This window comes from Salsuginibacillus halophilus, assembly GCF_003014715.1.
Taxonomy (GTDB): domain Bacteria; phylum Bacillota; class Bacilli; order Bacillales; family Marinococcaceae; genus Salsuginibacillus; species Salsuginibacillus halophilus.
The window spans coordinates 95,267-119,337 of record NZ_PYAV01000008.1 but is presented as its reverse complement, the minus strand read 5'-3'; the positions used below and the strand labels follow the sequence as shown (position 1 = coordinate 119,337).

General features: G+C 44.9%; 20 protein-coding genes, 1 pseudogene, 1 riboswitch and 1 other annotated feature. Of the genes and pseudogenes, 6 read left to right on the top strand and 15 right to left on the bottom strand.

All coding sequences use genetic code 11. The features are described 5' to 3' along the window. Window positions 1–458: 458 nt before the first annotated feature. Window positions 459–2,879, bottom strand: a complete 2,421-nt coding sequence (leuS, locus tag B0H94_RS09310; protein WP_106588984.1) for a leucine--tRNA ligase — start codon at window positions 2,877–2,879, stop codon at window positions 459–461. 72 nt (window positions 2,880–2,951) lie between these two features. Beyond that, window positions 2,952–3,193, bottom strand: a binding site (T-box leader). A gap of 67 nt (window positions 3,194–3,260) precedes the next feature. Next, the gene (locus tag B0H94_RS09305; RefSeq protein ID WP_106588983.1) at window positions 3,261–4,460 is read right to left on the bottom strand and encodes an MDR family MFS transporter; all 1,200 of its coding nucleotides are present in this window, start codon (window positions 4,458–4,460) and stop codon (window positions 3,261–3,263) included. Between the two features lie 134 nt (window positions 4,461–4,594). Between B0H94_RS09305 and mnmM the strand changes: the two genes are divergently transcribed. The 3 genes from mnmM (at window position 4,595) to B0H94_RS09290 (ending at window position 6,766) form a co-directional block, all read left to right on the top strand. After that, window positions 4,595–5,167 (top strand): tRNA 5-(aminomethyl)-2-thiouridylate-methyltransferase MnmM, encoded by a 573-nt coding sequence (gene mnmM, locus B0H94_RS09300; protein ID WP_106588982.1) that lies wholly within the window; start codon window positions 4,595–4,597, stop codon window positions 5,165–5,167. Between the two features lie 284 nt (window positions 5,168–5,451). Further along, window positions 5,452–6,126 (top strand): YczE/YyaS/YitT family protein, encoded by a 675-nt coding sequence (locus tag B0H94_RS09295; protein WP_106588981.1) that lies wholly within the window; start codon window positions 5,452–5,454, stop codon window positions 6,124–6,126. 79 nt (window positions 6,127–6,205) lie between these two features. Further along, the gene (locus tag B0H94_RS09290; RefSeq protein WP_106588980.1) at window positions 6,206–6,766 is read left to right on the top strand and encodes a beta-class carbonic anhydrase; all 561 of its coding nucleotides are present in this window, start codon (window positions 6,206–6,208) and stop codon (window positions 6,764–6,766) included. Window positions 6,767–6,810: 44 nt separating this feature from the next. Here B0H94_RS09290 and B0H94_RS15530 read toward each other — a convergent pair whose 3' ends face one another. From B0H94_RS15530 to B0H94_RS09275, 4 genes and pseudogenes are all read right to left on the bottom strand, one after another. Further along, complete coding sequence (locus B0H94_RS15530) at window positions 6,811–7,434, bottom strand: methyl-accepting chemotaxis protein (protein WP_427909945.1); 624 nt, start codon at window positions 7,432–7,434, stop codon at window positions 6,811–6,813. Window positions 7,435–7,590: 156 nt separating this feature from the next. Next, window positions 7,591–8,121 (bottom strand): annotated as a pseudogene (locus tag B0H94_RS15525) (protoglobin domain-containing protein); the annotation flags it as partial. A gap of 367 nt (window positions 8,122–8,488) precedes the next feature. Next, window positions 8,489–9,814 carry a 6-phospho-alpha-glucosidase gene (locus tag B0H94_RS09280; protein WP_106588978.1) on the bottom strand — a complete coding sequence of 442 codons (1,326 nt, stop codon included), beginning with the start codon at window positions 9,812–9,814 and terminating at the stop codon, window positions 8,489–8,491. A 22-nt stretch (window positions 9,815–9,836) separates the two neighbouring features. Continuing rightward, complete coding sequence (locus B0H94_RS09275; protein WP_106588977.1) at window positions 9,837–11,417, bottom strand: alpha-glucoside-specific PTS transporter subunit IIBC; 1,581 nt, start codon at window positions 11,415–11,417, stop codon at window positions 9,837–9,839. Between the two features lie 205 nt (window positions 11,418–11,622). Here B0H94_RS09275 and B0H94_RS09270 point away from each other — a divergent pair, with 205 nt between their 5' ends. Then, entirely contained in the window at window positions 11,623–12,369 is a 747-nt protein-coding gene (locus B0H94_RS09270; RefSeq protein WP_106588976.1) for a MurR/RpiR family transcriptional regulator, read from the top strand. Between the two features lie 64 nt (window positions 12,370–12,433). Here B0H94_RS09270 and B0H94_RS09265 read toward each other — a convergent pair whose 3' ends face one another. The 6 genes from B0H94_RS09265 to B0H94_RS09240 form a co-directional block, all read right to left on the bottom strand. Further along, window positions 12,434–13,138 (bottom strand): YusW family protein, encoded by a 705-nt coding sequence (locus B0H94_RS09265; protein WP_106588975.1) that lies wholly within the window; start codon window positions 13,136–13,138, stop codon window positions 12,434–12,436. Window positions 13,139–13,510: 372 nt separating this feature from the next. Next, complete coding sequence (locus B0H94_RS09260; protein ID WP_106588974.1) at window positions 13,511–13,948, bottom strand: GNAT family N-acetyltransferase; 438 nt, start codon at window positions 13,946–13,948, stop codon at window positions 13,511–13,513. A 161-nt stretch (window positions 13,949–14,109) separates the two neighbouring features. Then, window positions 14,110–15,504 carry a 23S rRNA (uracil(1939)-C(5))-methyltransferase RlmD gene (rlmD, locus tag B0H94_RS09255; RefSeq protein WP_106588973.1) on the bottom strand — a complete coding sequence of 465 codons (1,395 nt, stop codon included), beginning with the start codon at window positions 15,502–15,504 and terminating at the stop codon, window positions 14,110–14,112. 265 nt (window positions 15,505–15,769) lie between these two features. Beyond that, a complete protein-coding gene (locus tag B0H94_RS09250; protein WP_106588972.1) occupies window positions 15,770–16,672 on the bottom strand; it encodes a diacylglycerol kinase in 903 nt (300 codons plus the stop codon). Between the two features lie 205 nt (window positions 16,673–16,877). Then, window positions 16,878–17,951, bottom strand: coding sequence for a tetraprenyl-beta-curcumene synthase family protein (locus tag B0H94_RS09245; RefSeq protein WP_106588971.1), 1,074 nt, complete (start codon window positions 17,949–17,951; stop codon window positions 16,878–16,880). 40 nt (window positions 17,952–17,991) lie between these two features. Further along, on the bottom strand, window positions 17,992–18,813 hold the full coding sequence (locus B0H94_RS09240; protein ID WP_106588970.1) for an alpha/beta hydrolase: 822 nt from the start codon (window positions 18,811–18,813) through the stop codon (window positions 17,992–17,994). A 91-nt stretch (window positions 18,814–18,904) separates the two neighbouring features. Between B0H94_RS09240 and B0H94_RS09235 the strand changes: the two genes are divergently transcribed. Then, window positions 18,905–19,435: a gamma carbonic anhydrase gene (locus tag B0H94_RS09235; RefSeq protein ID WP_106588969.1), complete on the top strand. Its 531-nt coding sequence runs from the start codon at window positions 18,905–18,907 to the stop codon at window positions 19,433–19,435. A gap of 56 nt (window positions 19,436–19,491) precedes the next feature. On the opposite strand, the gene metK is transcribed toward B0H94_RS09235, so the two are convergent. Together metK and B0H94_RS09225 are read right to left on the bottom strand one after the other, a co-directional pair. Continuing rightward, window positions 19,492–20,694: a methionine adenosyltransferase gene (gene metK, locus B0H94_RS09230; protein ID WP_106588968.1), complete on the bottom strand. Its 1,203-nt coding sequence runs from the start codon at window positions 20,692–20,694 to the stop codon at window positions 19,492–19,494. A gap of 153 nt (window positions 20,695–20,847) precedes the next feature. After that, window positions 20,848–20,962, bottom strand: a riboswitch (SAM riboswitch). Between the two features lie 41 nt (window positions 20,963–21,003). After that, complete coding sequence (locus B0H94_RS09225; RefSeq protein ID WP_106588967.1) at window positions 21,004–21,405, bottom strand: thiol-disulfide oxidoreductase DCC family protein; 402 nt, start codon at window positions 21,403–21,405, stop codon at window positions 21,004–21,006. Window positions 21,406–21,826: 421 nt separating this feature from the next. Here B0H94_RS09225 and pckA point away from each other — a divergent pair, with 421 nt between their 5' ends. Continuing rightward, complete coding sequence (gene pckA / locus B0H94_RS09220; RefSeq protein ID WP_106588966.1) at window positions 21,827–23,422, top strand: phosphoenolpyruvate carboxykinase (ATP); 1,596 nt, start codon at window positions 21,827–21,829, stop codon at window positions 23,420–23,422. Window positions 23,423–23,475: 53 nt separating this feature from the next. Here the strand turns inward: pckA and ytkD are convergent, their stop codons facing one another. Beyond that, window positions 23,476–23,964 (bottom strand): RNA deprotection pyrophosphohydrolase, encoded by a 489-nt coding sequence (ytkD, locus tag B0H94_RS09215; protein ID WP_106588965.1) that lies wholly within the window; start codon window positions 23,962–23,964, stop codon window positions 23,476–23,478. Window positions 23,965–24,071: the final 107 nt, after the last annotated feature.

The following is a 24,071-nucleotide window of genomic DNA, read 5'->3' as shown; positions in this document are numbered from 1 at the left end:
GGCTCGCGCTATTCCTGGTGGCGTCGCCGCCGATGCTCGTCAACCTTTCGTCATTTGATGGTATGAATTGTAGAGATCCTTTGATCAAGAAATAGCTACATGAATGAATTTCATAACGATGCTTTATGAACAATCAAGCGAACCAAATACATTAGAAACGCTTGCTGACCTTTAAATGTATAAGTGACCGAAACGATAGACGGCGACTCCCAGAGGATCGAGCGCAGGCTGAAGATCCACTTGTTCGAATGGAAATCAATCCGAACAAGTTAGCTGAAGCCAAGCCCTCGGGAAAGCGCCCGTCGGTAGTGTTGGTCACGTTCATTGTTCGATTTTCCCCTCTTAATCGGGCAGCCCGCGGCGGTTGGCGCAGTAAGTTGCGAGTTAATGTTAAGTTTTGTACTTTGTCGATAATCTTAAATCCCGGCCCCCCTTCAAAGGGAGCCGGGATTTTTTAATTAGTTTGCTACAATGTTGACGAGCTTACCTGGAACAGCGATGACCTTTCGCACAGTTTGTCCTTGGATCGCTTCCTGTACTTTCTCATCTTCGCAAGCCCGCTTTTCAAGTTCTTCTTTATCGATATCCGCAGGCACAATCAATTTAGAGCGGACTTTGCCATTAATTTGTACAACAATCTCTACTTCATCTTCAACTAAATAACTTTCATCAAAAACCGGCCACGGCTCATAAGCAATTGTACCCTCATGGCCGAGAATCGACCAGAGTTCTTCTGCGATATGAGGAGCTACCGGGGACAGCAGCTTCACAAACCCTTCAATAAACGAAGCCGGGATGGCCTCCTGTTTATAACACTCATTAATAAAAACCATTAACTGGCTGATCCCGGTGTTAAAACGGAGGTTCTCAAAATCTTCTGTGACCTTCTGAACAGTTTCATGGTACGTTTTCGCAAGCGCATCTGTGTCGGCATCTTTCTGAATCACAGAACGAAGCGCCCCATTTTCATCAGCCACTAAGCGCCAGACACGGTCAAGAAAGCGACGGGCGCCATCGAGGCCGTTTGAAGACCATGCAATCGAAGCATCTAAAGGCCCCATAAACATTTCATACAACCGAAGCGTATCTGCACCATGTGTTTCTAAAATATCGTCAGGGTTTACAATGTTCCCCTTGGATTTACTCATTTTCTCGTGATTCTCACCAAGAATCATCCCTTGGTTGTATAGGCGCTGAAATGGTTCCTTCGTTGGTACCGCACCGATATCATACAAAAACTTGTGCCAGAAGCGAGCATACAAGAGGTGAAGTACTGCGTGCTCTGCCCCTCCGATATACATATCAACAGGCAGCCATGCTTTCATCTTCTCCCAATCTGCCAACGCATCCGGGTTGTCTGGATCAATGTAGCGCAAGTAGTACCAGCAGCTGCCAGCCCACTGCGGCATCGTATTCGTTTCACGACGCCCTTTCATCCCCGTTGCCGGATCCTCAACAATTACCCACTCCGTCGCGTTTGCAAGTGGGGATTCGCCGGTACCAGAAGGCTTAAACTCATCCATTTCCGGAAGCTCTATCGGAAGTTCATCTTCAGAGACATGAGTCATCGAGCCATCTTCCCAGTGAATGACCGGAATTGGTTCGCCCCAGTAACGCTGACGGCTGAATAACCAGTCACGGAGGCGGTACGTCACTTGACGCTCACCCTTACCTTCACTTTCGAGCCAGTCAATCATTTTTGTGATCGCTTCGTCTGTATACAAACCATTTAAAAAGCCAGATTGTGTATGCGGACCATCCTCTGTGTATGCTGCTTCAGAGATGTCACCGCCTTCAACAACTTCACGGATCGGTAAGTCAAATGCAGTTGCAAACTCGTAGTCACGTTCGTCGTGCGCCGGCACCGCCATAATCGCACCGCTCCCGTAGCTTGCAAGCACGTAATCTGCAATCCAGATTGGCAGCTTTTCACCGTTTACAGGATTCACTGCATATGCCCCGGTGAACACACCAGTTTTATCTTTTTGAAGCTCTGTACGCTCCAACTCGGTTTTAGCCGCTGCTTCATCACGATACGCATTGACTGCTGCACGCTGCGACTCTGTCGCTATTTTGTCGACCAATTCATGTTCAGGCGCAAACACACAGTACGTGGCGCCAAACAAAGTATCCGGACGTGTTGTAAACACTGTAAACGTCTGCTCGCTTCCATCAACGCTAAAGCGAACATCTGCGCCTTCAGAACGACCGATCCAGTTGCGCTGCATATCCTTAATACTTTCCGGCCAATCCAGTTCTTCAAGGTCTTCTAACAGGCGGTCAGCATACTTTGTAATGGCAAGCATCCACTGCTTCATCGGTTTCTGCACAACAGGATGACCGCCGCGCTCACTGACACCATCGACAACTTCCTCGTTTGCAAGCACTGTACCAAGGGCCGGGCACCAGTTCACAGGGACTTCATCAATATAAGCAAGGCCTTTTTTGTAAAGCTGGATAAAAATCCACTGCGTCCACTTATAATAAGCCGGGTCCGTCGTATCCACTTCCCGGTCCCAGTCATAGGAGAAACCGAGAGATTTAATCTGCCGGCGGAAATTATCAATGTTTGCCTGCGTAAACTCACGTGGATGTTTGTTCGTCTCTAACGCATACTGCTCTGCAGGCAGACCGAACGCATCCCAGCCCATTGGATGAAGGACGCGGTATCCCTGCATCCGCTTCATGCGAGACAAGATGTCTGTCGCTGTATAACCTTCCGGATGACCCACATGAAGTCCTGATCCGGACGGGTATGGAAACATGTCGAGTGCATAATACTTTGGTCTTTCCAAATCATCATCTGATGTTTTAAACGTTTTATTTTCTTCCCAATATCTTTGCCACTTCGCTTCGATCGATTGATGCGAAAATGCCATCATTACGCCTCCTTTATAATGAACAACTGCTCAGTTTACGTACGAAAAAACCTCCCATCCTCCGGCTCATCGCCTAGGGACGGGAGGTTTCGTTGCATACGAATCCCGCGGTACCACCCACATTAACAAAACGGATTTGCCGCTCTGTTCACTCAATCCCTTAACGCGGGGGCACGACAGCAGCTATCAACTGTACGTTTTCACCACTGCAACTCCACAGGCGAGTTCAAACATCCCCTTCGACCGACTTGCACCTGCCGCCGGCTCTCTAACATCCCGGGTGATGATTTACTACTCCTTGTCATCGTTGTTTCGCTTCTTTTCCAATTGTCACAATAATTGTAGAGATTTCGTCATCGAATGTCAAGAAACGGCCTGCTTTTAAGCCGCCTGTTCTGCATCCCTCTCAACGGTTTCGCCATGCCTTTTTAACGGACGGTCAAACAGGGCAACACATAAGAACGCTATTCCAAACGTAGCCAAAAGTACGTAAAACAATACGCCCATGCCAAACGCATCAACAATGACCCCGCCAAACAACGGACCGATCATACGACCGCCGGTAGCTACACTATTGACGAGTCCTTGATACGATCCTTCCTTGCCGGGCGGCGCCAAACGATAGGCAACTGTCGGAACAGCCGGCCAAACAAACAGTTCACCGATTGTTAAAATGATCATCGCTGCTAAAAACCCAGCAAACACTTCCGCCTGTGACAACACAGCAAAGGAGATCACAAAGATTGTAACCCCTGTATACAGCTGCCCTTTCAGTGAGGTGACCCATCGCCGCACGACAAAAGCCATGATTGGCTGCATCAAAACGATCATTGCGCCATTAATGGTCCAAAGCACACTGTAACTAGACAGAGGAATGCCTAAACTTTGTATATGAACCGATACGTTGGACTGCCACTGCACATACGCAATCCAGCAAATGATAAAACCGCCGCATAAAATGAACAAAGCTTTTAACCGGTATTTCTGTGAACCTGCTGCTTCCTGCAGCCCACCTGTACCAGCGCTGCTCCGTTTCACTTCCACACCTTTATAAGCTGCTGCTGCAAATAATATTAACAGCACATAGCTTAAAGCATTGGCAAAAAAGATGTAGTCCATCTCAATGGATGCAACGACCCCGGCCATGGCCGTACCGGAAGCAACGCCAACATTTTGCGCAACATAAATGGCGTTAAACGGACGCCGACCACCTTCAGGCCAGACATTTCCCGCCATCGCATAAAAGGCCGGAAACGTCATGCCGCCTCCAAAACCAATCCCGGCAAGAAAAGCGATATATTGATAATAACTATGGAAAAACGCTAAAAGTACAGCGCTTATTAAAGCTATCCCAAGCCCAAGAAGAATCGTCCAATATCCACCGATCCTATCAAACAGCCGGCCGCCGATTAAATTACCGATTACGCCGGCACCAGCATTAAACATCAGTACAATACCTGCTGCTGCGAGCGGCTGACCGAGTTCTTGATGGATAAAGATTGTATTCATCGGCCAGAGAAACGATACTGCCGTTACGTTAACAGCCATTCCTAAAATAATTAACCATAAAATTTTTGGCACAGCCGCACCTCCTCTCTTTTCGATACCCGAATTAATTGTAGAGGAGTTCAGCCGCTCATACAATCGGAAATTTGTTATGAAAATTTTTATGCTATAATAATGCTGTAAATTTACTGGAGAGGAAAGATGACGCTTTGACTCTGTATCAGATACTCCCCTTTGTACGCCACCTGCTCTCTCAACATTTGCTATCTGGAGATACGGCGCTCGATGCCACCGCCGGAAAAGGTCATGACACCGTTTTTTTAGCTGATCTTGTGAAACCAAAAGGACGGGTGCACAGCTTTGATGTTCAGGAAGCTGCGATCGAAGCAACCCGGAAAAGAGCAGTGGATCACGAAGTATTAGAAAACATCGAACTTCATGCAGTTAGTCACGCTGACATGGTAAGGAAGCTCGGCCCAACCGAGTTAACAAAAGTGCGCGCGGCTGTTTTTAACCTTGGCTACATGCCAGGTAGTGACAAATCGATTGTGACAAGCAGTGACTCTACCATTGCCGCCTTAAAGCAGCTGCTTGCTCATACAAAAAAAGAAACTTTAATTTTAATTGTTGTGTATCACGGCCATCCAGAAGGGGCATTGGAGCGTGATGAACTACTCAACTACGTGGAAAACCTACATCAAGAAGAAGTACACGTCGCCCGCTACGGTTATATTAATCAACGGAACAATCCACCGTTTTTACTCGCCTTACAAAAACGCTGAAGCAAAAAGCTTGTTTGAATCGTTCAGCAAAGCGCCATCTTTCAAACATAATGACCCTACATTACAAAAAAGGGATTAATCATACACGAACAGCCTGCTTTTCAAGCTGGGCTGTTTTTTTATGTTCCACGAATTTTCCGACTTTACACTATACAAAATTTTTTGTACAAAACGTGTTGTCAAAAGGTATGAGAACGTATTAGAATTTCTAAGGCATCGTAAGAAGCGCTCAAGATTCATGAATTTAATTCAACAATATATATCTCATTAGGAGGTGAGTGTTCATGCTTTTTTCTCGTATACTTGTTTACAGTCTAGGAATGATGATCAACTTTTTCGGGGTTGCATTAGTAATTTATTCAACGCTTGGAACCGGGTTTTGGTCCGCTTTATTTGTAGGCTTATCTGAAAACGTCGCACTAACTGCAGGCTTTTGGTATGGACTGTTTCAATTTATCTTTATTTTTGTGAACGCTCGCCTTATGGGAGCCCGTCCAGAAGTAGCGGCGTTAATTCCGTTAGTTTTAGAAAGTTTTGTTTATGATTTTTGGCTTGAGGTTGTTTTTGGTGGCTTGAACATGGCCGCTGCCCCGTTTTACATGCAGCTTGGTATGTTTTCAGGCGGCCTGCTTGCTATCGGACTCGGTGTCGCGCTTTATATCCTGCCGATGTTCCCACGCGCACCTGTAGACCAGCTGTTTCTCGCGGTCAGCGAGCGGTTTAATATCGGCCTTGGCATTTCACAGACAATTGTAGCCGCTGGAGCCGCCACTGCTGGCTTGCTCGTCGGTGGCCCTGTCGGTTGGGGTACATTAGTCATCACAGTATTACTAGGGCCGGTGATTCAGTTTTGGCATGAAAAACTCGTCTTCATTTTTCCGGAATTTCATGAACAGGCCATTGCCAATGCTGAAACTGTAGAAGCTGGTAGTGAATATACACCAGAAACCGTCAATTAAATCGGTGGACTAGCAACAATGCTCCCTCTTTAGTAAAATAAAAGTCAATGAAAATTTTATTCATGAGAGGGGTACACGTATGTCAAAGCAACTACAAGCCATGCTCGAGCATAACCGGCACTTCGTCGAAACAAAGGCTTACGAGCCATATCTAACTTCAAAGCTTCCTAATAAAAAAGCTGTCATCTTAACATGCATGGATGCACGGCTCATTGAACTTCTGCCAAAAGCACTCGGTTTACAAAATGGTGATGCGAAAGTTGTAAAAAATGCCGGTGCAGTTGTTACCTCTTTGGAAGATAGCATCGTACGCAGTATTTTAGTCGCCCTGTATGAGCTTGAGGCTGAAGAAGTTTATGTGATCGGTCATCATGGCTGCGGCATGATTGGTATGGAAGGCAGTAACATTGTGGAAAAAGCAAAATCCCGCAGCTCAACAGCAGCACAAATCGCCGATACGTTCGAAAGCGAAGCGCAAGCAGGCGCATGGTTGAACGGCTTTACAACCGTAGAGGAGAATGTAAGCGACAGCGTACAACTCCTCCGAACGCATCCGCTCCTTCCAGACGACACAGCCGTTCACGGCTTAGTTATCCACCCTGAAACAGGGGCTGTTGATGTGGTAACAGAAGAAACGTAAAAAGAACCGGTCCTCGAAACATGAGGGCCGGTTCTTTCATTTTTTTAAGCGGTGGCACTTCTTTCACTCACTTCGTCAAGCGAAGCACTCAAACTTTCCGATTCTTTTGCAAGTACTTCCATTGCTTGATCGATTTCTTGAAGATAATAAGAAAGGTCATTAATTTCTACTTCAACTTCCTCACTTACAGACCGAGCACTTTCACTTGATGAACCAATTTGATGGAAAGCGCGATTCGTTTCGCTTAAACCTTGTGAACTTTCTTTCACTTGTACTTTTACATGATTGATACCTTCAGACACACGTGACGTTTGATCACCTGTCGTTTTCACAAGCGAACTGACCCGCTCTACCGAGTCTTTCGTCTGTTCAGACAGCTTGCGCACTTCTTGAGCGACAATCGCAAATCCTTTACCTGCTTCACCAGCACGCGCCGCTTCAATTGAGGCATTCAGTGCCAGCAAATTCGTTTGCTCAGCGATTTCTTCCACAATTGTAATTACTTCACGTATTTGCTTTGCAGATTGATGTAAAGAAGTTACTTCACTTTGGATGGTTTCAACTTCATCTAGCAAAGTTTTTGCCGACTCATCCTGGCACTGCAGACTCGCTGCTCCCTGTTTAGCAATTTGTTCAACTTCACCACAACGTTCAGCACTGTTTTGCATGTGAGACCGTGCAGCCTGCGCTTTTGCGTCTACATTCTTTGTTTTTGCGTTCGTTTCTTCGGAAATTGCACTAAGTTGACTTGAAGCTTCTGAAATTTGTTCGATTAACGCTGCTTTTTCTGCTTCGTCATCTTGCCGGATACGTTCATGCTCTCCATTGTAAGCTTCTAATACAAGCTGTTGTTCAAATCCGATAATTTTTCCAGCCGATTGAATGAGATCAAACACTTCACTTGTATCCTGTACTTCGTCTCGAATCATTTGAAATAACGACTGCTGTAAATCTTGAAATGATGCCAAGTACCATTTAGGTTCAAGACCGATCCGAACATGACGAACTGCAATTGTCATCCGCTGTTCTAAAAAAGCTTCATCAATTTCACCGGAAAACATTTCTACAAGATGACGGCGCAGCGTCTTTTTTAAACGATCTTTTGAACTGTGGGTATCGATAATCTTTTCAAGTCCGCTATGCTTATCTAGATTTTGATAAAACGCATCTACAATTGACGTAATATGCTTTTCAACAATGGGCTGAAGCCGCTGCAGTCGGCGAGCATCCTCGTGTGTAAAATGAATCATGTCTAGCTGTAAAGCCGTCTCTTTTGGAACATCAATTTTTGGCTCTTGATGCGGCTGCGACCATTGTGCTTCTTCGGTTCGTTCTTTTCTGCGGAATAATTGCATGTAGGCTCTCCTCTTTTTCTAAAAATATTAAATTATGTTTAAGATCGTACTTATCTCCTATATGAGCTGATTTACATATTGTATCGGCAATCTTTTAAAATACATTAAATGCTTTAGTAAGTACAGTTATTTATTTTACACGACCTCCCCACAGCAAAAAATCCCGCTGAACTCCTGACACCAACTTTAAACATGATTCTTTATACCTAAATAAAGGTATGGATAATCATATTAGAAGTAATGTTCTTATGTAAAAGATTCATTTAGCGCATTGTGGTTTAATTGCAGAAACAAAAAGGGTTCGATCATCTTTTTCGATGACCAAACCCTTTTTCATACCGATCGTTAACGCACTAAAGCAAGACGATTACGTCAATTCAGGCCAGTAAGGCTTATTCACTTCTAGTAAGTCGTCAAGAATGTCTTTAGCGACTTTGGCGCTTGGAACAATTTTTGAAACCGTTAATGCCTGCCAAAGTTTTTGATATGAACCATATTCAAACGCTTCAACGACGAGCTTCTCAACCGTCACCTGCTGCTCCATCAATCCTTTATGAAAACGCGGAATTTCTCCTTGCGTAAGTGGTTCAGGACCTTTGCTTCCAACGATACAAGGCACTTCAACCATCGCAGTCGCATCAAAGTTGCTGATCGCACCATTATTTTCAACGATTAAAAGCATCCGCTCTTTCGTGTTATATGCGATTGCCCTTGCCAAATCAACAATGTAAGACGCGTGCTCATCAATATGAAGCTCTGAATCTTTTGCTGTTTGACTATCGATGATTTTTTGGCATTCCCCAAAGATAAACTTTTCGCGGCCATCCATCACTTCGTTCGCCCGGGTATAGCTTGCATCTGACTTCGCAACTTCGTGATCCGGATAGAAGTAATATTTCAAATACGTGTTTGGCACCGTTTCTGGATCAAGCGCTTGTACATCTTTTGCTTTTGCAAATGTACTGTTCCAGCTTGCATCTGAATGCTGCAGAGACTCATTATCTGTAACATAGCCGTATTTTGATACATGCTCACGAATTTGTGGTAGTAAGTCATTTCCAGCTTTATCACGAATACCTGTCCACCAGCCGAAATGATTTAAACCGAAGTAGTCAACTTCCATCTCTTTGCGTGAAGAAAGACCAATGGCATCAGCCATTAATTCTTCAATTCCAATCGGCATATCACAAATGTTTAAGATGTTCGAATGCGGACGCAATTTCCGTGTCGCTTCAGCAACAATCGCTGCCGGATTAGAATAATTCAAAAACCATGCATCAGGCGAGTATTTATCCATGTAATCAACAAGTTCAAGCACATCGCCAATCGAGCGCATGCCGTATGCAATACCACCCGGCCCACACGTTTCCTGGCCTACAACACCATGCTTTAAAGGAATTTTCTCATCTTGCTCTCGCATGGCATACTTACCCGTACGGATGTGAGCCATAACGAAGTCTGTGTTAGAGAAAGCCGTTTCTGGGTCCGTCGTTGCAGTGAGTTTAATGTTTGGTGCTTTCTCCTGCAAAATAACCTCCGTTGCCCCGGCGATCGTTGCTTGACGGGCTTCATCATTATCATAAAACTTGATTTCCTTAATCGGAAACTTCTCTTGATTATCTAGCAGCATGAGGACAATTCCCGGGGTGAAAGTACTTCCACCGCCGGCAATTGTAATTGTAAATTGTTTCATAAAAACATCCTCCTCTTAATTATTAATCTTCATTCATAAAGGATTCAATTGAATCACGCACTTGCGGTACCGATAAACCTACAATGACTTGAATACTTTCGTTACTTTTAACCAAACCGTGTGCGCCGCTGTTATCTTTAAAGTACTGGTCATCAGCAACCTGCTCCGGATCAACAACTGTCACACGTAGCCGCGTCGCACAGTTTGTAATATCAGCAATGTTGTCTGTACCACCAAGACCTTCAAGGATAGCCGCTGCTTTTTGATCATATTCATTGTCATATGTTGCAGCTGCGCTTGTACCGCTGCCTTTTTGTGCTTTGTAATCTTCTTTTGTATAAAGCTTCGTTTCGCCCTCGTCGTCCTTTTCTCGTCCCGGCAGTGCAATATCAAACTTCAAAATTAAGAAACGGAACAAGTAGAAATAAATCACTGTAAAGATCAAACCAATCACAATTTGAGCTAGATAGACTTCCCAATGGTTTCCTGCAAGCGGAATCCAGTTCGTTGTAGCGATCTCAATTAAACCGCCACCTTGGTTACCAACCAACCCAAACGCGTTTTGAATCGTAACCATTGTTGCACCGAGAAAAGCGTGAAGTGCAAACAACAGTGGTGCGATAAACAAGAATGTAAATTCAAGCGGTTCTGTGATACCGGCAACTACGGCCGTAAGTGTAGCTGCAAGCAGAAGCGCGCCAACTTGTTTTTTCTTCGCTGCTTTTGCAGTGGTATACATGGCTAAGGCAATCCCGATGGACCCAAACATTTTAATGTTACCTTGCAGTAGAAATCCTCCGCCATTCCACTGTTCTGCAAGCGGTTCGCTTGATGTGGAAAATTCACTTAAGTTGTTCACCCAGGCTGCAGTGATCCCGTCATTTACAACAGCCGGACCAAACTGGAAAGGTGTATAAATAAAGTGATGCAGACCTGTTGGAATTAGAATCCGTTCTAAGAAGTGGAAAAGCCACACCCCTAATGACCCTGAGGCGATCATAAATCCTTGTAGTGAAGCTATACCATCTTGAACCATCGGCCAAATCCACGCAGTTAAGAATGCAAGTGGAAGCATGACGAAAAACGACAGCATGACAACAAAAGGACCACCTTGGAAAATGCCTAATGCATCCGGAAGTTTCTTATCGTAATACTTGTTATGAAGCCAAATGGTGATTCCTGAAATGACGATGGCACCTAAAATATTTGTATCTAACGTTTCAATACCGGCAATTTCTGTCATTCCTGTTTCATCAGTTGGGTCAATATTAAAAGCCGGAGCCCACAACTCTATAATCGAACTGATAAACGTGTTAAACATTAAGTAAGCCATTACAGCTGATAAAACAGCTCGTCCTGAAGCTTTCTTTGCTAACGATATAGGGAGACCTATCACAAAGACGAGCTCCATATGCGTAAATACCGTCCAGCCCGTGTCTTCAATCAATGACCAAATTTGATACCAAATATGATCGGGATCAGCTAAAGCCCCCATAATTTGTTCATTTTTAAATAGTGTTGCTAAACCTACAATAATACCGAAAAACGGGAACAATAAAACAGGGACAATCATTGCACTCCCGAACCGCCGAATCGCATTCATTAGATGTCCACCACCTTTAAAATCTTAGTTTCATTCGTGTTGTTAACGATTTCATTTTAGAAGTTTAAGAAAGCGGATACAATCGTTTTTGGTGAACAAGGACATCCGTGCAAAAAGCTGGATATTGTTTCACTCTACGGGAATTTTCCCAAAGGACATGGTATACTAATTGTGCATGATCGATCATCGAAGGAGCTGTATCACAATGCGTCTTGAAGAACTCATGAATGAACACTACGATGAATTTAATGAAAATGATCTTCACATTTTAAAATATGTATTAAATCATAAAGCAACCAGCAGTCAGATGAGTATCAATCAGTTGGCTGAAGCATGTCATACATCTCGCTCTTCCGTCCATCGGCTCACGAAAAAACTTAACTTTGCCGGTTATAGCGAATTTAAAGTATTCTTAAAATGGGAGAGCCAGCCGGCTGAGCAAGAAAGCCGCCATACTGAAATCCTCACAAACGATATCGAAGCAACGATGAAAAACTTGGCAGACACAAATTTTGAGTTATTGAGTAACAAACTTGTCTCCGCCCGCCGCATTTTTATATACGGCAGCGGAACAGCCCAGTTAACCTGCGCAACAGAAGCCCAGCGACTCTTTGCAGTAGTCAATACTTTTGTCACCATTATCCATGATCAAGTTGAATTTGAAACAATGTTTCCTTCAATGTCTGACGAAGACATCATCATCATTGTATCCTTGTCAGGAGACACACCAGCGCTTTTACCGCAAGCCAGAAAACTGAATGCAAAAGGGATCGAATTTATTTCCATTACAAATTTAAAAAACAATAAACTAGCTCAACTTTCCCCTGCAGCAATTTATGTCACAAGCTCCCCAACAGCGACTGAAAAAGGCGCTGGCCTGGCCTCTTTCATTCCGTTTCATATCGCTATTGAGACATTGATTCGGCATTTTGCAGAATACTTAAACGTCTGATCTTAATTCTTTAAAAAACATAAAAAGGCTGCGGTGTATCAACACCACAGCCTTTTTTATTCATTTACAAATCGTCGTCATCATCGTCATCATCGTCGTCATCATCGTCGTCATCGTCAAATGCATCATCATCGTCGTCATCGTCGTCATCAAATCCGCCGTTGTCATTTTCATCTTCGTAATCGACGTCTTCGCCTTCAGCGTATTCAATTTCAAGTTCAAACTCGTCTACATCATCAGCATCGATATCAAGGAATTCAAGAACATCGTCTTCAATATCCTGCTCATCACGATCAGAAGAGAAATCTACTTCTTCAAACATCTCTTCAATTTCTTCGCGGGCTTCGTCGCCTTCCATTTCTTCTTCTTCATCATTTTCGATTTCTACCTCATAGTCGCCGTCATTTTCAAATTCATATTCATACTCTGTACCATCATTCAATTCAATTTCAAGTTCGAACTCATCAACTTCGTCCATGGAGAGATACTCATCATCATTATCATCCATGTCTTCATCGTCGTCCATGTCTTCATCATCGTCTTCATCATCGTCGTCATCGTCGTCGTCCATGTCCATGTCGTCATCGTCATCGTCGTCATCCATATCTAAATCATCATCGTCGTCATCGTCCATACCGTTGTCATCCATCTCTTCATCGGTGCTAGCGTCATCCACCGGTTCACCATCACCATTATCTACATCCGTGTCACCATCACCACAAGCTGCTAATACTGTTGCTAATGTTAGTCCTACTACATATTTTTTCATGTCGAATTCTGCCTCCCTTTGAAATCTATTAGGTGGATTCCTCAATTAGTGAAATTTCAACCTGGGCAATTTGTACTTTCATTCCAATTAAGTCTAAACGATCAATTTGTGATACATTTCTGACGTCAATTTGAAAACTGCAGTGAATATAAAAAAGAACCCTTATCCTAAGGGTTCACAGCGTACAGAAAAACAGTTTTGACTGCGCGATTTAGGGAACGCCTGCCGCGGGTACATTCTCACCCCCCTCGGCAAATAAGTACTGGAAAGAGCAGCAGCGAAAATTCAGCTATAAACGGGTCTCTCAAGGTAACAGCTTAACTAAGTGCATGAGCTTTAATTTTTGTTCTTTCTATACCGCCTGATGTGTAATCACAACTTTTTTCTAAATGAATAACACCATTTATCATAATCGAATTTTTCTTCATAAAGGCGGTGAGCATCTGTTCTTTGTATCCCGGATTCTAACGCAATATATTCAGCACCGTTTTCTTTCGCCCACTCATGTAGATGATTTAATAATTTCTCTCCATATCCCTTCGAGCGGTATGCTGAATCTGTCACCAGGTCGTAAACAAAAACATGACGTTTATTGTAAAAGTTTACTTTAAAGCTCAAACCAGCTAAGGATACCATCCGGTCATCTTCATATAGCGCATATAAGGTATATCCATCTTTCCTCATTTTTTTAAGCAGCTCCAGATATGTTTTTTGCGTCAAATCGGTGCGCAGCTGATTCATTATCGGAAAGGCTTCTAACCATTGTTCTTTTTCTGTTAATTCAGTTATTTCAACTTTTGAATGACTCATACGAACACTCCCTATCGATAGTTGATCCTGTGAACAACGATAATATTTTTAAATCATAACAACGAGGGCAAGTCTCATGATATGAAACATGATAAAGCTGAAACCAGCCGTGTTCTGCCATCACCACGACTGGAAACTCAGCTTCTTATTAATTGAAGTTGTTACACCGTCTTCTCCAAGGCTACAACCGATTCGACGTGCACAGTTTGCGGGAACATATCAACCGGCTGTACATCTTTCGGTTTATAGCCCGCTTCAGCTAACCGAGCCATATCACGGGCAAGTGTCGCCGGGTTGCAAGATACATACACGATGCGCTTCGGCTGCATTTTCACCATCGCATCCAGTAATTTTTCGTCACAACCTTTACGCGGTGGGTCTACAACAATGACATCCGGTTGAATCCCGAGGGCTGCATGCCAAAACGGCATCACATTTTCCGCCTCACCTACAGCAAAGTCCACATTGGTTAAACCGTTCAGCTTAGCGTTTCGTGTCGCATCAGCAATGGCAGGATCAACTACATCAACTCCGTATACGTGGGCCGCTTTTTCAGCTAAGAATAGAGAGATGGTGCCAATCCCGCAGTAAGCATCAATCACGGTTTCTGTGCCTGTAAGCTGGGCCGCGTGCAATGCTTCCTTGTAAAGCACTTCTGTCTGCATCGGGTTGACTTGATAAAACGAGCGCGCCGAGATGGCAAATTGCACCCCGTTAATTTCATCATAAATGTACGGCTCCCCCCAAAGCACCGTTGTCTGGTCACCAAAAACGACATTTGTTTTGGCTGTGTTTACATTTTGTACAATGGATGCAAGGCCTGGAATCCGGTCTTCCATAGCATTTAAAATTTTCTCCTCACGCGGGAGCTCTTTACCATTTAAAACAAGAACAATCATTAACTGTTCTGTCGTTGCTGCATAACGAGCTACAACGTGCCGAATGAGCCCGCGACCTGTCGTTTCATCATAAGCTGAAATCCCGTGTTCATCGAGAATATTTTTTGTGATTTGTACTGCCTCATCATTTGGAGCAGCTTGTATGATGCAGCTGTCCATATCAATAATATCGTGCGTTCCTTTTTGATAAAACCCGGCAATGAGCCCGTCAGAGCTTTCTCCTACAGGCACTTGCGCTTTGTTCCGATAGCGCCATGGACTTGTCATCCCGAGGGTTGGGTGCACGTTAATTTCTTCAAAGCCGGCGATTTTTTTCATAGCATCCTGAACTTGCTTTTGCTTGGCATGAAGCTGACCTTCATAACTCATATGTTGCAGCTGGCATCCACCACAACGTTTGTAGATAGGGCATGGCGGCTCAACACGATGCCTGCTTTCTGAAGTTACTTCAATTAAACGGGCAAACCCGAAATTTTTCTTCGTTTTTGTTACCTTTACCTGGACATTTTCACCTGGCAGCGCGTACGGCACAAATAATGTGTAACCTTGTACTTTGGCAACCCCTGCCCCTTCATGTGTTAAGTCTTCAATTCTTACATTCACGTATTGGTTTTTCTGTACAGGCGTGTTCGCCTCATCCGCTTTCTTGGCTGCCATAACCAACCGCCCTTTCCTATATCTTTTTGACAATTATGTTACAGCACCGACCGTATTTGACGACGGCGCTTCGGCACGGTATTCTTTTAAGTAGAACTATCTACGTTTAGCGATCAATGAAGGGGGCGGTTTAGCGATGATGGAATTTATGATGATCCTTACTGCAGTCATCTCTGTACTTACCGGTGTTTGGGCCATTTATACTGTAGCGGCAACAAAATATTAATAAGCTGGAAAGAAACGTGCCCCGATATGCACGTTTCTTTTATGTTTCGCTGTTATCTTTTGGCGCGAGCATCTCAAAATGTTGATGCAAATTCACAAACTCTGCCGGCAGCATACCACCGTACTCCCCATCCAGGTTCAACTCCATATCCCCGCTTACTGCAATCTTTACCCGATTTGCCTGAACATATTTCACTTTTTCATGATAAATATGCTCACCCTGCAGCGCCTGAGTGCCAACCCGGACAAATTCAGGCAGCGACATTTTTTTCACAATGATCATATCAAACATGCCATCGTTATAAGAAGCATTCGGGCACAGCTTCTCAAAACCACCGATAGAATTTGTATTCGCAATCAAAAACATCATTACATCGCCTTCAAAGTACTTCCCGTCATACTCGATTTCCACATGCTGCGGCTTGAGCGACCGCAGTTTTTCCACACCTTTAGCATAGTACGCCAGATGCCCGAGCATTGTTTTCAGCCGGCTTGGTGTGTCATACGTAAGTTCAGTTAAACTGCCGCCGGCTGCAATGTTTATAAAATACTGTTCTCCTACCTGCCCAATGTCGACAGGCGTTGTATGACCTTCAGTTAACACATCGCACATTTCTTCAAGCGAATGTTTTTTTAAACCTAACGCCCGAGCTAAATCATTGGTTGTCCCCATTGGTATAATACCTAGACGAGGTCGTTCTTTTAACGGCGCTAAACCATTAACTACTTCAAAAATTGTACCATCACCGCCGGCGGCAACCACGACATCGTACCCTGCTTCTCCTGCCTTCAATGCAGCTGTGCGAGCACAGCCTTCCCGCTTTGTCATGTGAGCAGACGCGATGTAACCTGCCTGTTCAAGCCGGTCCAAAATATATGGCAGCTGTTTTTTAGCGGCTTCACGTCCAGCTGTTGGATTATAAATTACGCGCGCTTGTTTCATAGCAAGCTCCTGACTTTCCATTTTTCACATTTTTATTCATTGTACATCATGGTGCTTTGAAATCCAAGATTGACCAATTCAACATATCAACACAGTTGAAGATGAAAGCGATCCTAACGTTCGATGTTGACATTACTTTTGCGAACAGATCCTGACAAAAGTTACGCGCCTCCATTTGTGTGGAGACGCGGTCTCAAATCACCCTTTACGATGCAGGGTCCCGTTTTGTTTTTCGACGGAACACCCAGCTGTTTAAATAGAAAAACAGCGTCGGCGCACCGCCGAGCTTTAAAAAGCGTTTTGCGGTTTGTTTTACATCTTTTTGCGTCTGTACTTTCTCATCCGCTAAATAAAGTGCCATCATACCGTGGTTCAAACGTTCATGAAATGCGGGATGAGGCAGCTCACGCAAACTTGCTTCTGCCTGGGCTTTAAAAAACCGGAAACGTGCCACCATTTCATCTTCACTTTCATAATAAAAGCAGAAGTTAAGCTCCCCGTCCTGGCGATCTTCTTCCTGGTCGATAAAATAATCAAGTAAAATGTGCAGCCCTTGCACCCACGGAAAGTATCCGTTTTTCACTTGCTGGGCTGTCTCTTCAGATATTTCATCACCAGCTGCATAACCGGCTAAACTGTACAACCCCATCGTTGAACCTGTTGCAGCTGCAAATTCAAACCAGTACATGCTCGGGAGAAACGGCTCATGCCGTTCAAACCATGCTTTTAAAAGCGGCAGCCGGTCCTCTTCTTTCACATGCTTGTACACTTGCAAATCCCGGTAGTAAGCAGAAAGCTCCTCCATCGCAGGCTGTGCAGATGAAAAGCCCGGCATGGCTTGGGCTGCTTCACGGCAGGCATCCACAAGGGCATGTAAATAACCATTATCATCCTTTTCTTCTCGATACCGGTAATAATCGGTCCGCTCTGCTTCAGGATCAAGCGCCTGCTGGAGTGCTTCGTGCATAGCCCGGAAGTCATCAGGGTCTTGTGCATCGCTTTTATCACACAGGTTATCAAGGTAGTCACAAATCGTTTGATAAGCAACAATAAATTTCACAGCAGCTGCCTGGTTTCGGTTTGAAAGCATAGCGTAAGCACCGCCGCCTTCACAATGAAATGATTTCTCATAAACCCCGAGCAGCGCCTGCTCACGAAACGTATCATTCGGTATGGTTTTTGCATGTTCACGCCAAACCTTTAGTTCTTTATGTACCATTGGAATGATTTGACGATACATTCGGTATAAAACGGTCCAGGACCGCGTCGGTACTCCCACAACGTTCACTCCTCATTTCAGCCTCACAACCGCCACTTTATCACGTCTTTTCGGACGCCGCCACCCATTTGGCTTCAACAGTATTTAACCGGCTTGCTAAAAACGACTGCATAAAATGATAAACTTCTTCACGTTCTGGTTCATTGAAAAGTTCATGATATAAATCTGGAAACTCTTTGAATGAACGATCACGAATGTACAAATGATTAAAGAAGCCGTGAGCCGCCCGCCGGTCTACAACATAATCTTCACCTGCCTGCATCAACAAAAAAGGGACGTCCGGGACAAAACGAACATCTTCAAAACTCATCCGCATCGCCCGCTCCAGCTCACGGAACCAGCGAATGCTAACTGCTGAAACGCGCAGTTCATCTTTCAAAAACGCACGACGCACATTTTCATCCCGTGTGAGCACATTAACACTCAAACCACTGTTCACGGTAAAAGACGGTGTCACGCGATGCATCATTTTCCCCATAAGAGCTAGCGGACGCTTCGGCGGTTCGTATAAAGCAAAGCACGGCGAAGACAACACAATTGCTGCAACATTCATGTATTTTTCAGTTACGGCACGGATTACCGCAAGTCCGCCCATGCTGTGCCCAAACAATACCACCGGAAGTTCATAGGAAGCTGCTGCTTTGAACCATTCATAAATCGTCTCTGTATATTCAGAAAAACGATCGATATGCCCGCGTTTCCCGCGCGTACGACCGAATCCAGGTAAATCACCGGTGACGACGTGGTACCCATCGCTATTAAACTTTTCAATCAACCATTCATAGCGGCCGTGATGTTCGCCCATGCCGTGGACGAGCACAACCACGCCCCTTGGTGCACCAATTGTTTCCCATGTTTTCACGAGACTCCCCCGCTTTCATAAATTTGTAGCGACAAGATATGCTCTGCTAAACTGAAAATGACAGCGTATACTATATAAAGGGTGTGAACTGATGATTTATCCGTATAAAGGCGTCATGCCGAAAATTGATGAAAGTGCCTATATTGCTGATTATGTCACGATTACCGGGGATGTCAAGATCGGCAAATCTTCAAGCATTTGGTTTAATACCGTCATCCGTGGTGACGTTGCGCCGACCGTGATTGGTGACCGTGTGAACGTGCAGGATCAATCAATGCTGCACCAAAGCCCGGATATGCCGCTCATTCTTGAAGATGATGTGACAGTCGGCCACCAAGTTTTACTACACAGCGCAAAAATCCGCGCCGGGGCACTGATCGGAATGGGTGCGATGGTCATGGATGATGTAGAAGTTGGTGAAGGTGCATTTGTAGGTGCCGGCAGCCTGCTTCCACCGGGGAAATCCGTACCGCCAAACACCCTTGTGATGGGGCGTCCGGCCAAAGTTGTGCGGGAATTAACTGACGAGGATCAAGCAGAGATGGCCCGCATCCGTCAATCTTATATCGACAAAGGTGAGGCGTACCGTGAGATCACCCGCGGCCTCACAAAAGATGATTAGCTTTTCGTTACAAAAAACTCGTTATGATGCAAATGCATCATAACGAGTTTTTCTTGTTATACACGAGCTTCAGCTTGCAGTGTATCCGCCTTATCAACAGCTTCCCACGGCAGATCAACATCGCGCCGTCCAAAATGACCATAAGCTGCTGTCTGCTTATAAATCGGCCGGCGCAAGTCGAGCATTTTTATAATGCCGGCTGGCCGCAGATCAAAGTGATCACGAATCAGTTGTACTAAATCCGCTTCGCTTACTTTCCCAGTACCGAAAGTGTCCACCGCAATAGACACAGGCTGCGCTACCCCGATCGCATAAGCAAACTGTACTTCACATTTGTCAGCAAGGCCGGCAGCTACAATATTTTTCGCTACATAACGTGCGGCATAGGAAGCCGAGCGGTCCACCTTTGTAGGATCCTTCCCGGAAAAGGCACCCCCGCCGTGACGTGCAATACCGCCATACGTATCGACGATGATTTTACGCCCGGTTAATCCGGCATCTCCTTGCGGCCCGCCAATGACAAACCGCCCTGTCGGGTTAATGAAGTAATTCGTATTTTCATCAAGCAAATGCTCCGGCACTACAGCTTGAATAACATGTTCTTTTAAATCTTTATCAATCTCTTCTAACGTAACTTCTTCGGCATGTTGTGTGGAAATGACGATTGTATCCACACGCAGCACCTCACCATGATCGCCATACTCTACGCTTACCTGAGTTTTTCCATCCGGGCGTAAATACGGAAGTGTACCATCTTTGCGAACTTCAGTTAAACGTCGCGATAATTTGTGCGACAGCGCTGCCGGCATCGGCATTAGCTCATCCGTTTCGTTTGTTGCATAACCAAACATCAAACCTTGGTCACCAGCACCAATCGCTTCAATTTCTTCTTCGGTCATTTGACCTTCACGTGCTTCAAGTGCCTGATCTACGCCTTGTGCAATATCTGCGGACTGCTCATCAATCGATGTAAGCACTGAACAAGTTTGTGCATCAAAGCCGTACTTCGCCCGAGTGTAGCCAATGTTTGCAACAGTGTCACGGGCAACGCGTGGGATATCAACATAAGTAGATGTCGTAATTTCCCCAGTCACAAGTATAAGTCCTGTATTCACTACAGTTTCACAAGCTACGCGTGCATTCGGATCTTCTTTTAACATCTCGTCAAGAATGGCATCTGAAATCTGGTCACATATTTTATCCGGGTGACCTTCAGTAACAGATTCAGACGTGAATAACCTACGTCCGGTAGTCTCCATGCGAAATCCTCCTTTATCTGCTTGAAAACGGCGACACTCATTCCCAGCGGCTGCACTTTCGCACAATGCCACCTTTGCGGCGATTCATGTAAAAAACCCCTTCTCCATCATGAAATGAGGGAAAAGGGGTCTTGGTCCGTTCACCTTTTTCGCCTCTTATCTTCCAAGACGCTATGCGCCTTGCCAGGTTAGCACCTTTCCTCATTGTTCATTGAGGATGGTTGCCGGGCTTCGTCGGGCCTGTCCCTCCGCCAGCTCGGGATAAGAGTATCCGTTTCGCGATTATCATAACGAAGTTTCACTTGCGTGTCAACGAATCCGCTCCTTCTTTGCACTTACTTGACACAAGCCGTCATGACATATTGCCTCGTCCGTTTTCACTGGGCGACGGGCTGCAATCCAGCGGTACACCACATCCCCCGGCCGCTCCATACCCGGAAGAGCGAATAGCCAGCCGGCCGGCTTTGTTAAAGGCATCACCTTAAGCATCCGCCTGACTGCTGCAAAGCCGCGGTACACGTATTCATCATCTTCGAGTGCATGAATTGCCCCTTCTGCATCGATTTGATTCAAAAAATGAAACACCTCATAAACCCTCGGATCTCGAATTGAATGCCATACAAGACAGTCTGTTACATCCAATCGATTTAACGCTGCTTTAGCATTCACACAAAGCGGACAAGCACCATCATAAAATACGTATAACTTCATATACCACCCTTCTTTTCTCGTTTGTCTTTTCTAATTATTTTTTCCCGTTTCTCTATAACTTGAACCACGTTCGTTTAATGTCAGCGCTACAATAGAATAAACTTAAGCACCAAAAGTTCCTCCAGCTTGTAGACAAACCTTTGAAAAAGCAAGGGTTGACGTTACTTTTAAACAGACGCTCACACCCGGAGGGAACAAGTGCGACATCAGTTTGAACTGAGCTGCCATTTGATCTCACCGTGTCTTCTTAGCCCTTTACACCCCTTCAACTTCCTCTGCAGAACACGGAGTTACAAATTTTATTCACCCAAATGAAAGAAAAATCATAAATTAGTATAGACTTAAAAAAGAAATGTGTTATACTATTTTCAAAATCAATCACATTAATTATAACTATTTGGACGGAAAGGATTTTGCGCCTATGGCTAAGACATGTGTTGACGATTTGGCCACAACCTTAGGAAAAACGAACGTGAGCTGGGATCTGCCAGCTGCAACCCTTGTAGAGCAATCTTTGCAACGAAACGAAGGAGCCTTATCCGAAACAGGTGCGCTCAGTGTGAACACCGGTGCCTACACCGGCCGTTCGCCTAAAGATAAATATATTGTCCGTGAAAATGTTTCGGAACATAAAGTTGACTGGGGCGCAGTTAACCAACCTGTTGAACGTGATGTCTTTTTAGCGCTGTATGATAAAGTGCTTAAATACCTTGGTGAAAAAGATCAACTGTTCGCTCGACACGGTTATGCAGGCGCAGATCCTTCAACATCCCTTACATTGCATGTCGTTAACGAATATGCTTGGCACAATTTATTTGCCCGTCAACTGTTCATTCGCCCGGATGAACCATCACCATCCGAACAAGCGGATTTCACTGTTGTGTACGCACCTGGATTTCAAGCTGATCCAGCTGTTGATGGTACGCGTTCAGAAACATTCATTATGGTTTCTTTTGAAGAAAAAATTGTATTGATCGGCGGCACAGAATACGCCGGTGAAATGAAAAAGTCGATTTTCTCGGTGATGAACTACCTGCTTCCGGAACAGAATGTGCTGCCGATGCACTGCTCGGCAAACATCGGCCAAGAAGGGGACGTCGCTTTGTTCTTTGGCCTCTCGGGCACTGGGAAAACAACCCTTTCTGCTGATCCTAAGCGGGAATTAATCGGCGATGATGAGCACGGTTGGTCAAACAATGGCGTGTTCAACATTGAAGGGGGATGCTACGCCAAGTGCGTCGACCTTTCAAAAGATAAGGAACCGGAAATTTTTAATGCTATCCGTTTTGGGGCTGTTCTTGAAAACGTCGTGCTCGATGACGAAACCCGCGAACCGCATTACGATGATAAAACCTTTACCGAGAATACCCGGGCCGCCTACCCGATTGACCACATCCCGAATGCTCTACTGCCAAGCCGGGCCGGTCATCCGAGCACAATCATCTTTTTAACAGCAGATGCGTTTGGGGTGCTACCTCCGATCAGCCGCTTAACAAAAGAACAAGCAATGTATCACTTCTTAAGCGGTTATACGAGCAAGCTTGCAGGAACAGAGCGTGGTATTACTGAGCCGGAAGCTACATTCTCCACCTGCTTTGGTTCTCCGTTCCTGCCAAAACCACCATCTGTTTACGCTGAAATGCTCGGTGAAAAAATTGATATCCACAACGCTGAAGTCTATCTTGTGAACACCGGCTGGTCCGGTGGTTCCTACGGTGAAGGCAGCCGTATTAAACTAAGCTACACCAGGGCGATGATCCAAGCTGCGCTGCAGGGAGAGCTTCAGTCTTCAGAAACGATGACCGATCCAATCTTCGGCTTGCACATCCCTTTAAACTGCCCAGGTGTTCCTGATGAGGTGCTGCAACCAAAACGCACGTGGCAGGACCCTGACGCCTACAACGAGAAAGCGTTAGCGCTTGCGTCCAAGTTCAATGAAAACTTTGCTAAGTTTTTAGATGTTGCTGAAAATATCCGCAACGCAGGCCCTAAAACATGCGCGACTTCACAGTTTTAAATAACGAAAGCCCCCTGCACCGGTTAGAAATCTTCATGCCGGCCGCAGGGGGATTATTTTCGCTTTTTTTGCTGTCGCTTACGAATCTCTTTCAGTGACAATGGTAATACTTCATCCTTCATAATGAAGCTGTAATTTTTTTGTTTTTGTAAAACTTTAGGGAGTTCATCTAAGAGAAGCGGTCCTTCGGTTTCCATATAATCGTTTTTTTCTACTAAAACATCAACTTCTGCAAAGTAAACATTTTTCACAACAGTATCCGCTCTACCTCGCACTTCATACTGACCGATATAGAGCAATTCAGCTACCTTACCTCCGGTCTCTTCCCACACTTCCCTTACAGCTGCTGCTTCAGCTGGTTCATTACGTTCTACCTTACCGCCGGGAAACTCCAAACCACGCCGCGGATGAACCGTTAACAACCACCGGCCTTGATAACGACAGATGACCCAGACATGCCCGGGAACGGCTGAAAACGGATCACGCATAAAACTGAGTCTGACCTGGTTTGCATAATAATCTTTAAATGTATGTACGTTCATGATTAACCTTCCCTTTGCAAGTCTTGTTTACGGTGCAAATTGCTTGTTGATGATTGAATGACAATAGTTTATCCCTTAACCTTCTCGGGTAGGGGTTATGTTACAGC

Excerpts from the sequence above, each read along its gene's own strand:
- leuS (WP_106588984.1), bottom strand. The coding sequence starts at position 2,879 with ATGGCATTTTCGCATCAATCGATCGAAGCGAAGTGGCAAAGATATTGG.
- B0H94_RS09295 (WP_106588981.1), top strand. The coding sequence starts at position 5,452 with ATGCTTTTTTCTCGTATACTTGTTTACAGTCTAGGAATGATGATCAAC.
- B0H94_RS09290 (WP_106588980.1), top strand. The coding sequence starts at position 6,206 with ATGTCAAAGCAACTACAAGCCATGCTCGAGCATAACCGGCACTTCGTC.
- B0H94_RS15530 (WP_427909945.1), bottom strand. The coding sequence starts at position 7,434 with ATGCAAAACAGTGCTGAACGTTGTGGTGAAGTTGAACAAATTGCTAAA.
- B0H94_RS09280 (WP_106588978.1), bottom strand. The coding sequence starts at position 9,814 with ATGAAACAATTTACAATTACAATTGCCGGCGGTGGAAGTACTTTCACC.
- B0H94_RS09275 (WP_106588977.1), bottom strand. The coding sequence starts at position 11,417 with ATGAATGCGATTCGGCGGTTCGGGAGTGCAATGATTGTCCCTGTTTTA.
- B0H94_RS09270 (WP_106588976.1), top strand. The coding sequence starts at position 11,623 with ATGCGTCTTGAAGAACTCATGAATGAACACTACGATGAATTTAATGAA.
- B0H94_RS09265 (WP_106588975.1), bottom strand. The coding sequence starts at position 13,138 with ATGAAAAAATATGTAGTAGGACTAACATTAGCAACAGTATTAGCAGCT.
- B0H94_RS09260 (WP_106588974.1), bottom strand. The coding sequence starts at position 13,948 with ATGAGTCATTCAAAAGTTGAAATAACTGAATTAACAGAAAAAGAACAA.
- rlmD (WP_106588973.1), bottom strand. The coding sequence starts at position 15,504 with ATGGCAGCCAAGAAAGCGGATGAGGCGAACACGCCTGTACAGAAAAAC.
- B0H94_RS09250 (WP_106588972.1), bottom strand. The coding sequence starts at position 16,672 with ATGAAACAAGCGCGCGTAATTTATAATCCAACAGCTGGACGTGAAGCC.
- B0H94_RS09235 (WP_106588969.1), top strand. The coding sequence starts at position 18,905 with ATGATTTATCCGTATAAAGGCGTCATGCCGAAAATTGATGAAAGTGCC.
- metK (WP_106588968.1), bottom strand. The coding sequence starts at position 20,694 with ATGGAGACTACCGGACGTAGGTTATTCACGTCTGAATCTGTTACTGAA.
- B0H94_RS09225 (WP_106588967.1), bottom strand. The coding sequence starts at position 21,405 with ATGAAGTTATACGTATTTTATGATGGTGCTTGTCCGCTTTGTGTGAAT.
- pckA (WP_106588966.1), top strand. The coding sequence starts at position 21,827 with ATGGCTAAGACATGTGTTGACGATTTGGCCACAACCTTAGGAAAAACG.
- ytkD (WP_106588965.1), bottom strand. The coding sequence starts at position 23,964 with ATGAACGTACATACATTTAAAGATTATTATGCAAACCAGGTCAGACTC.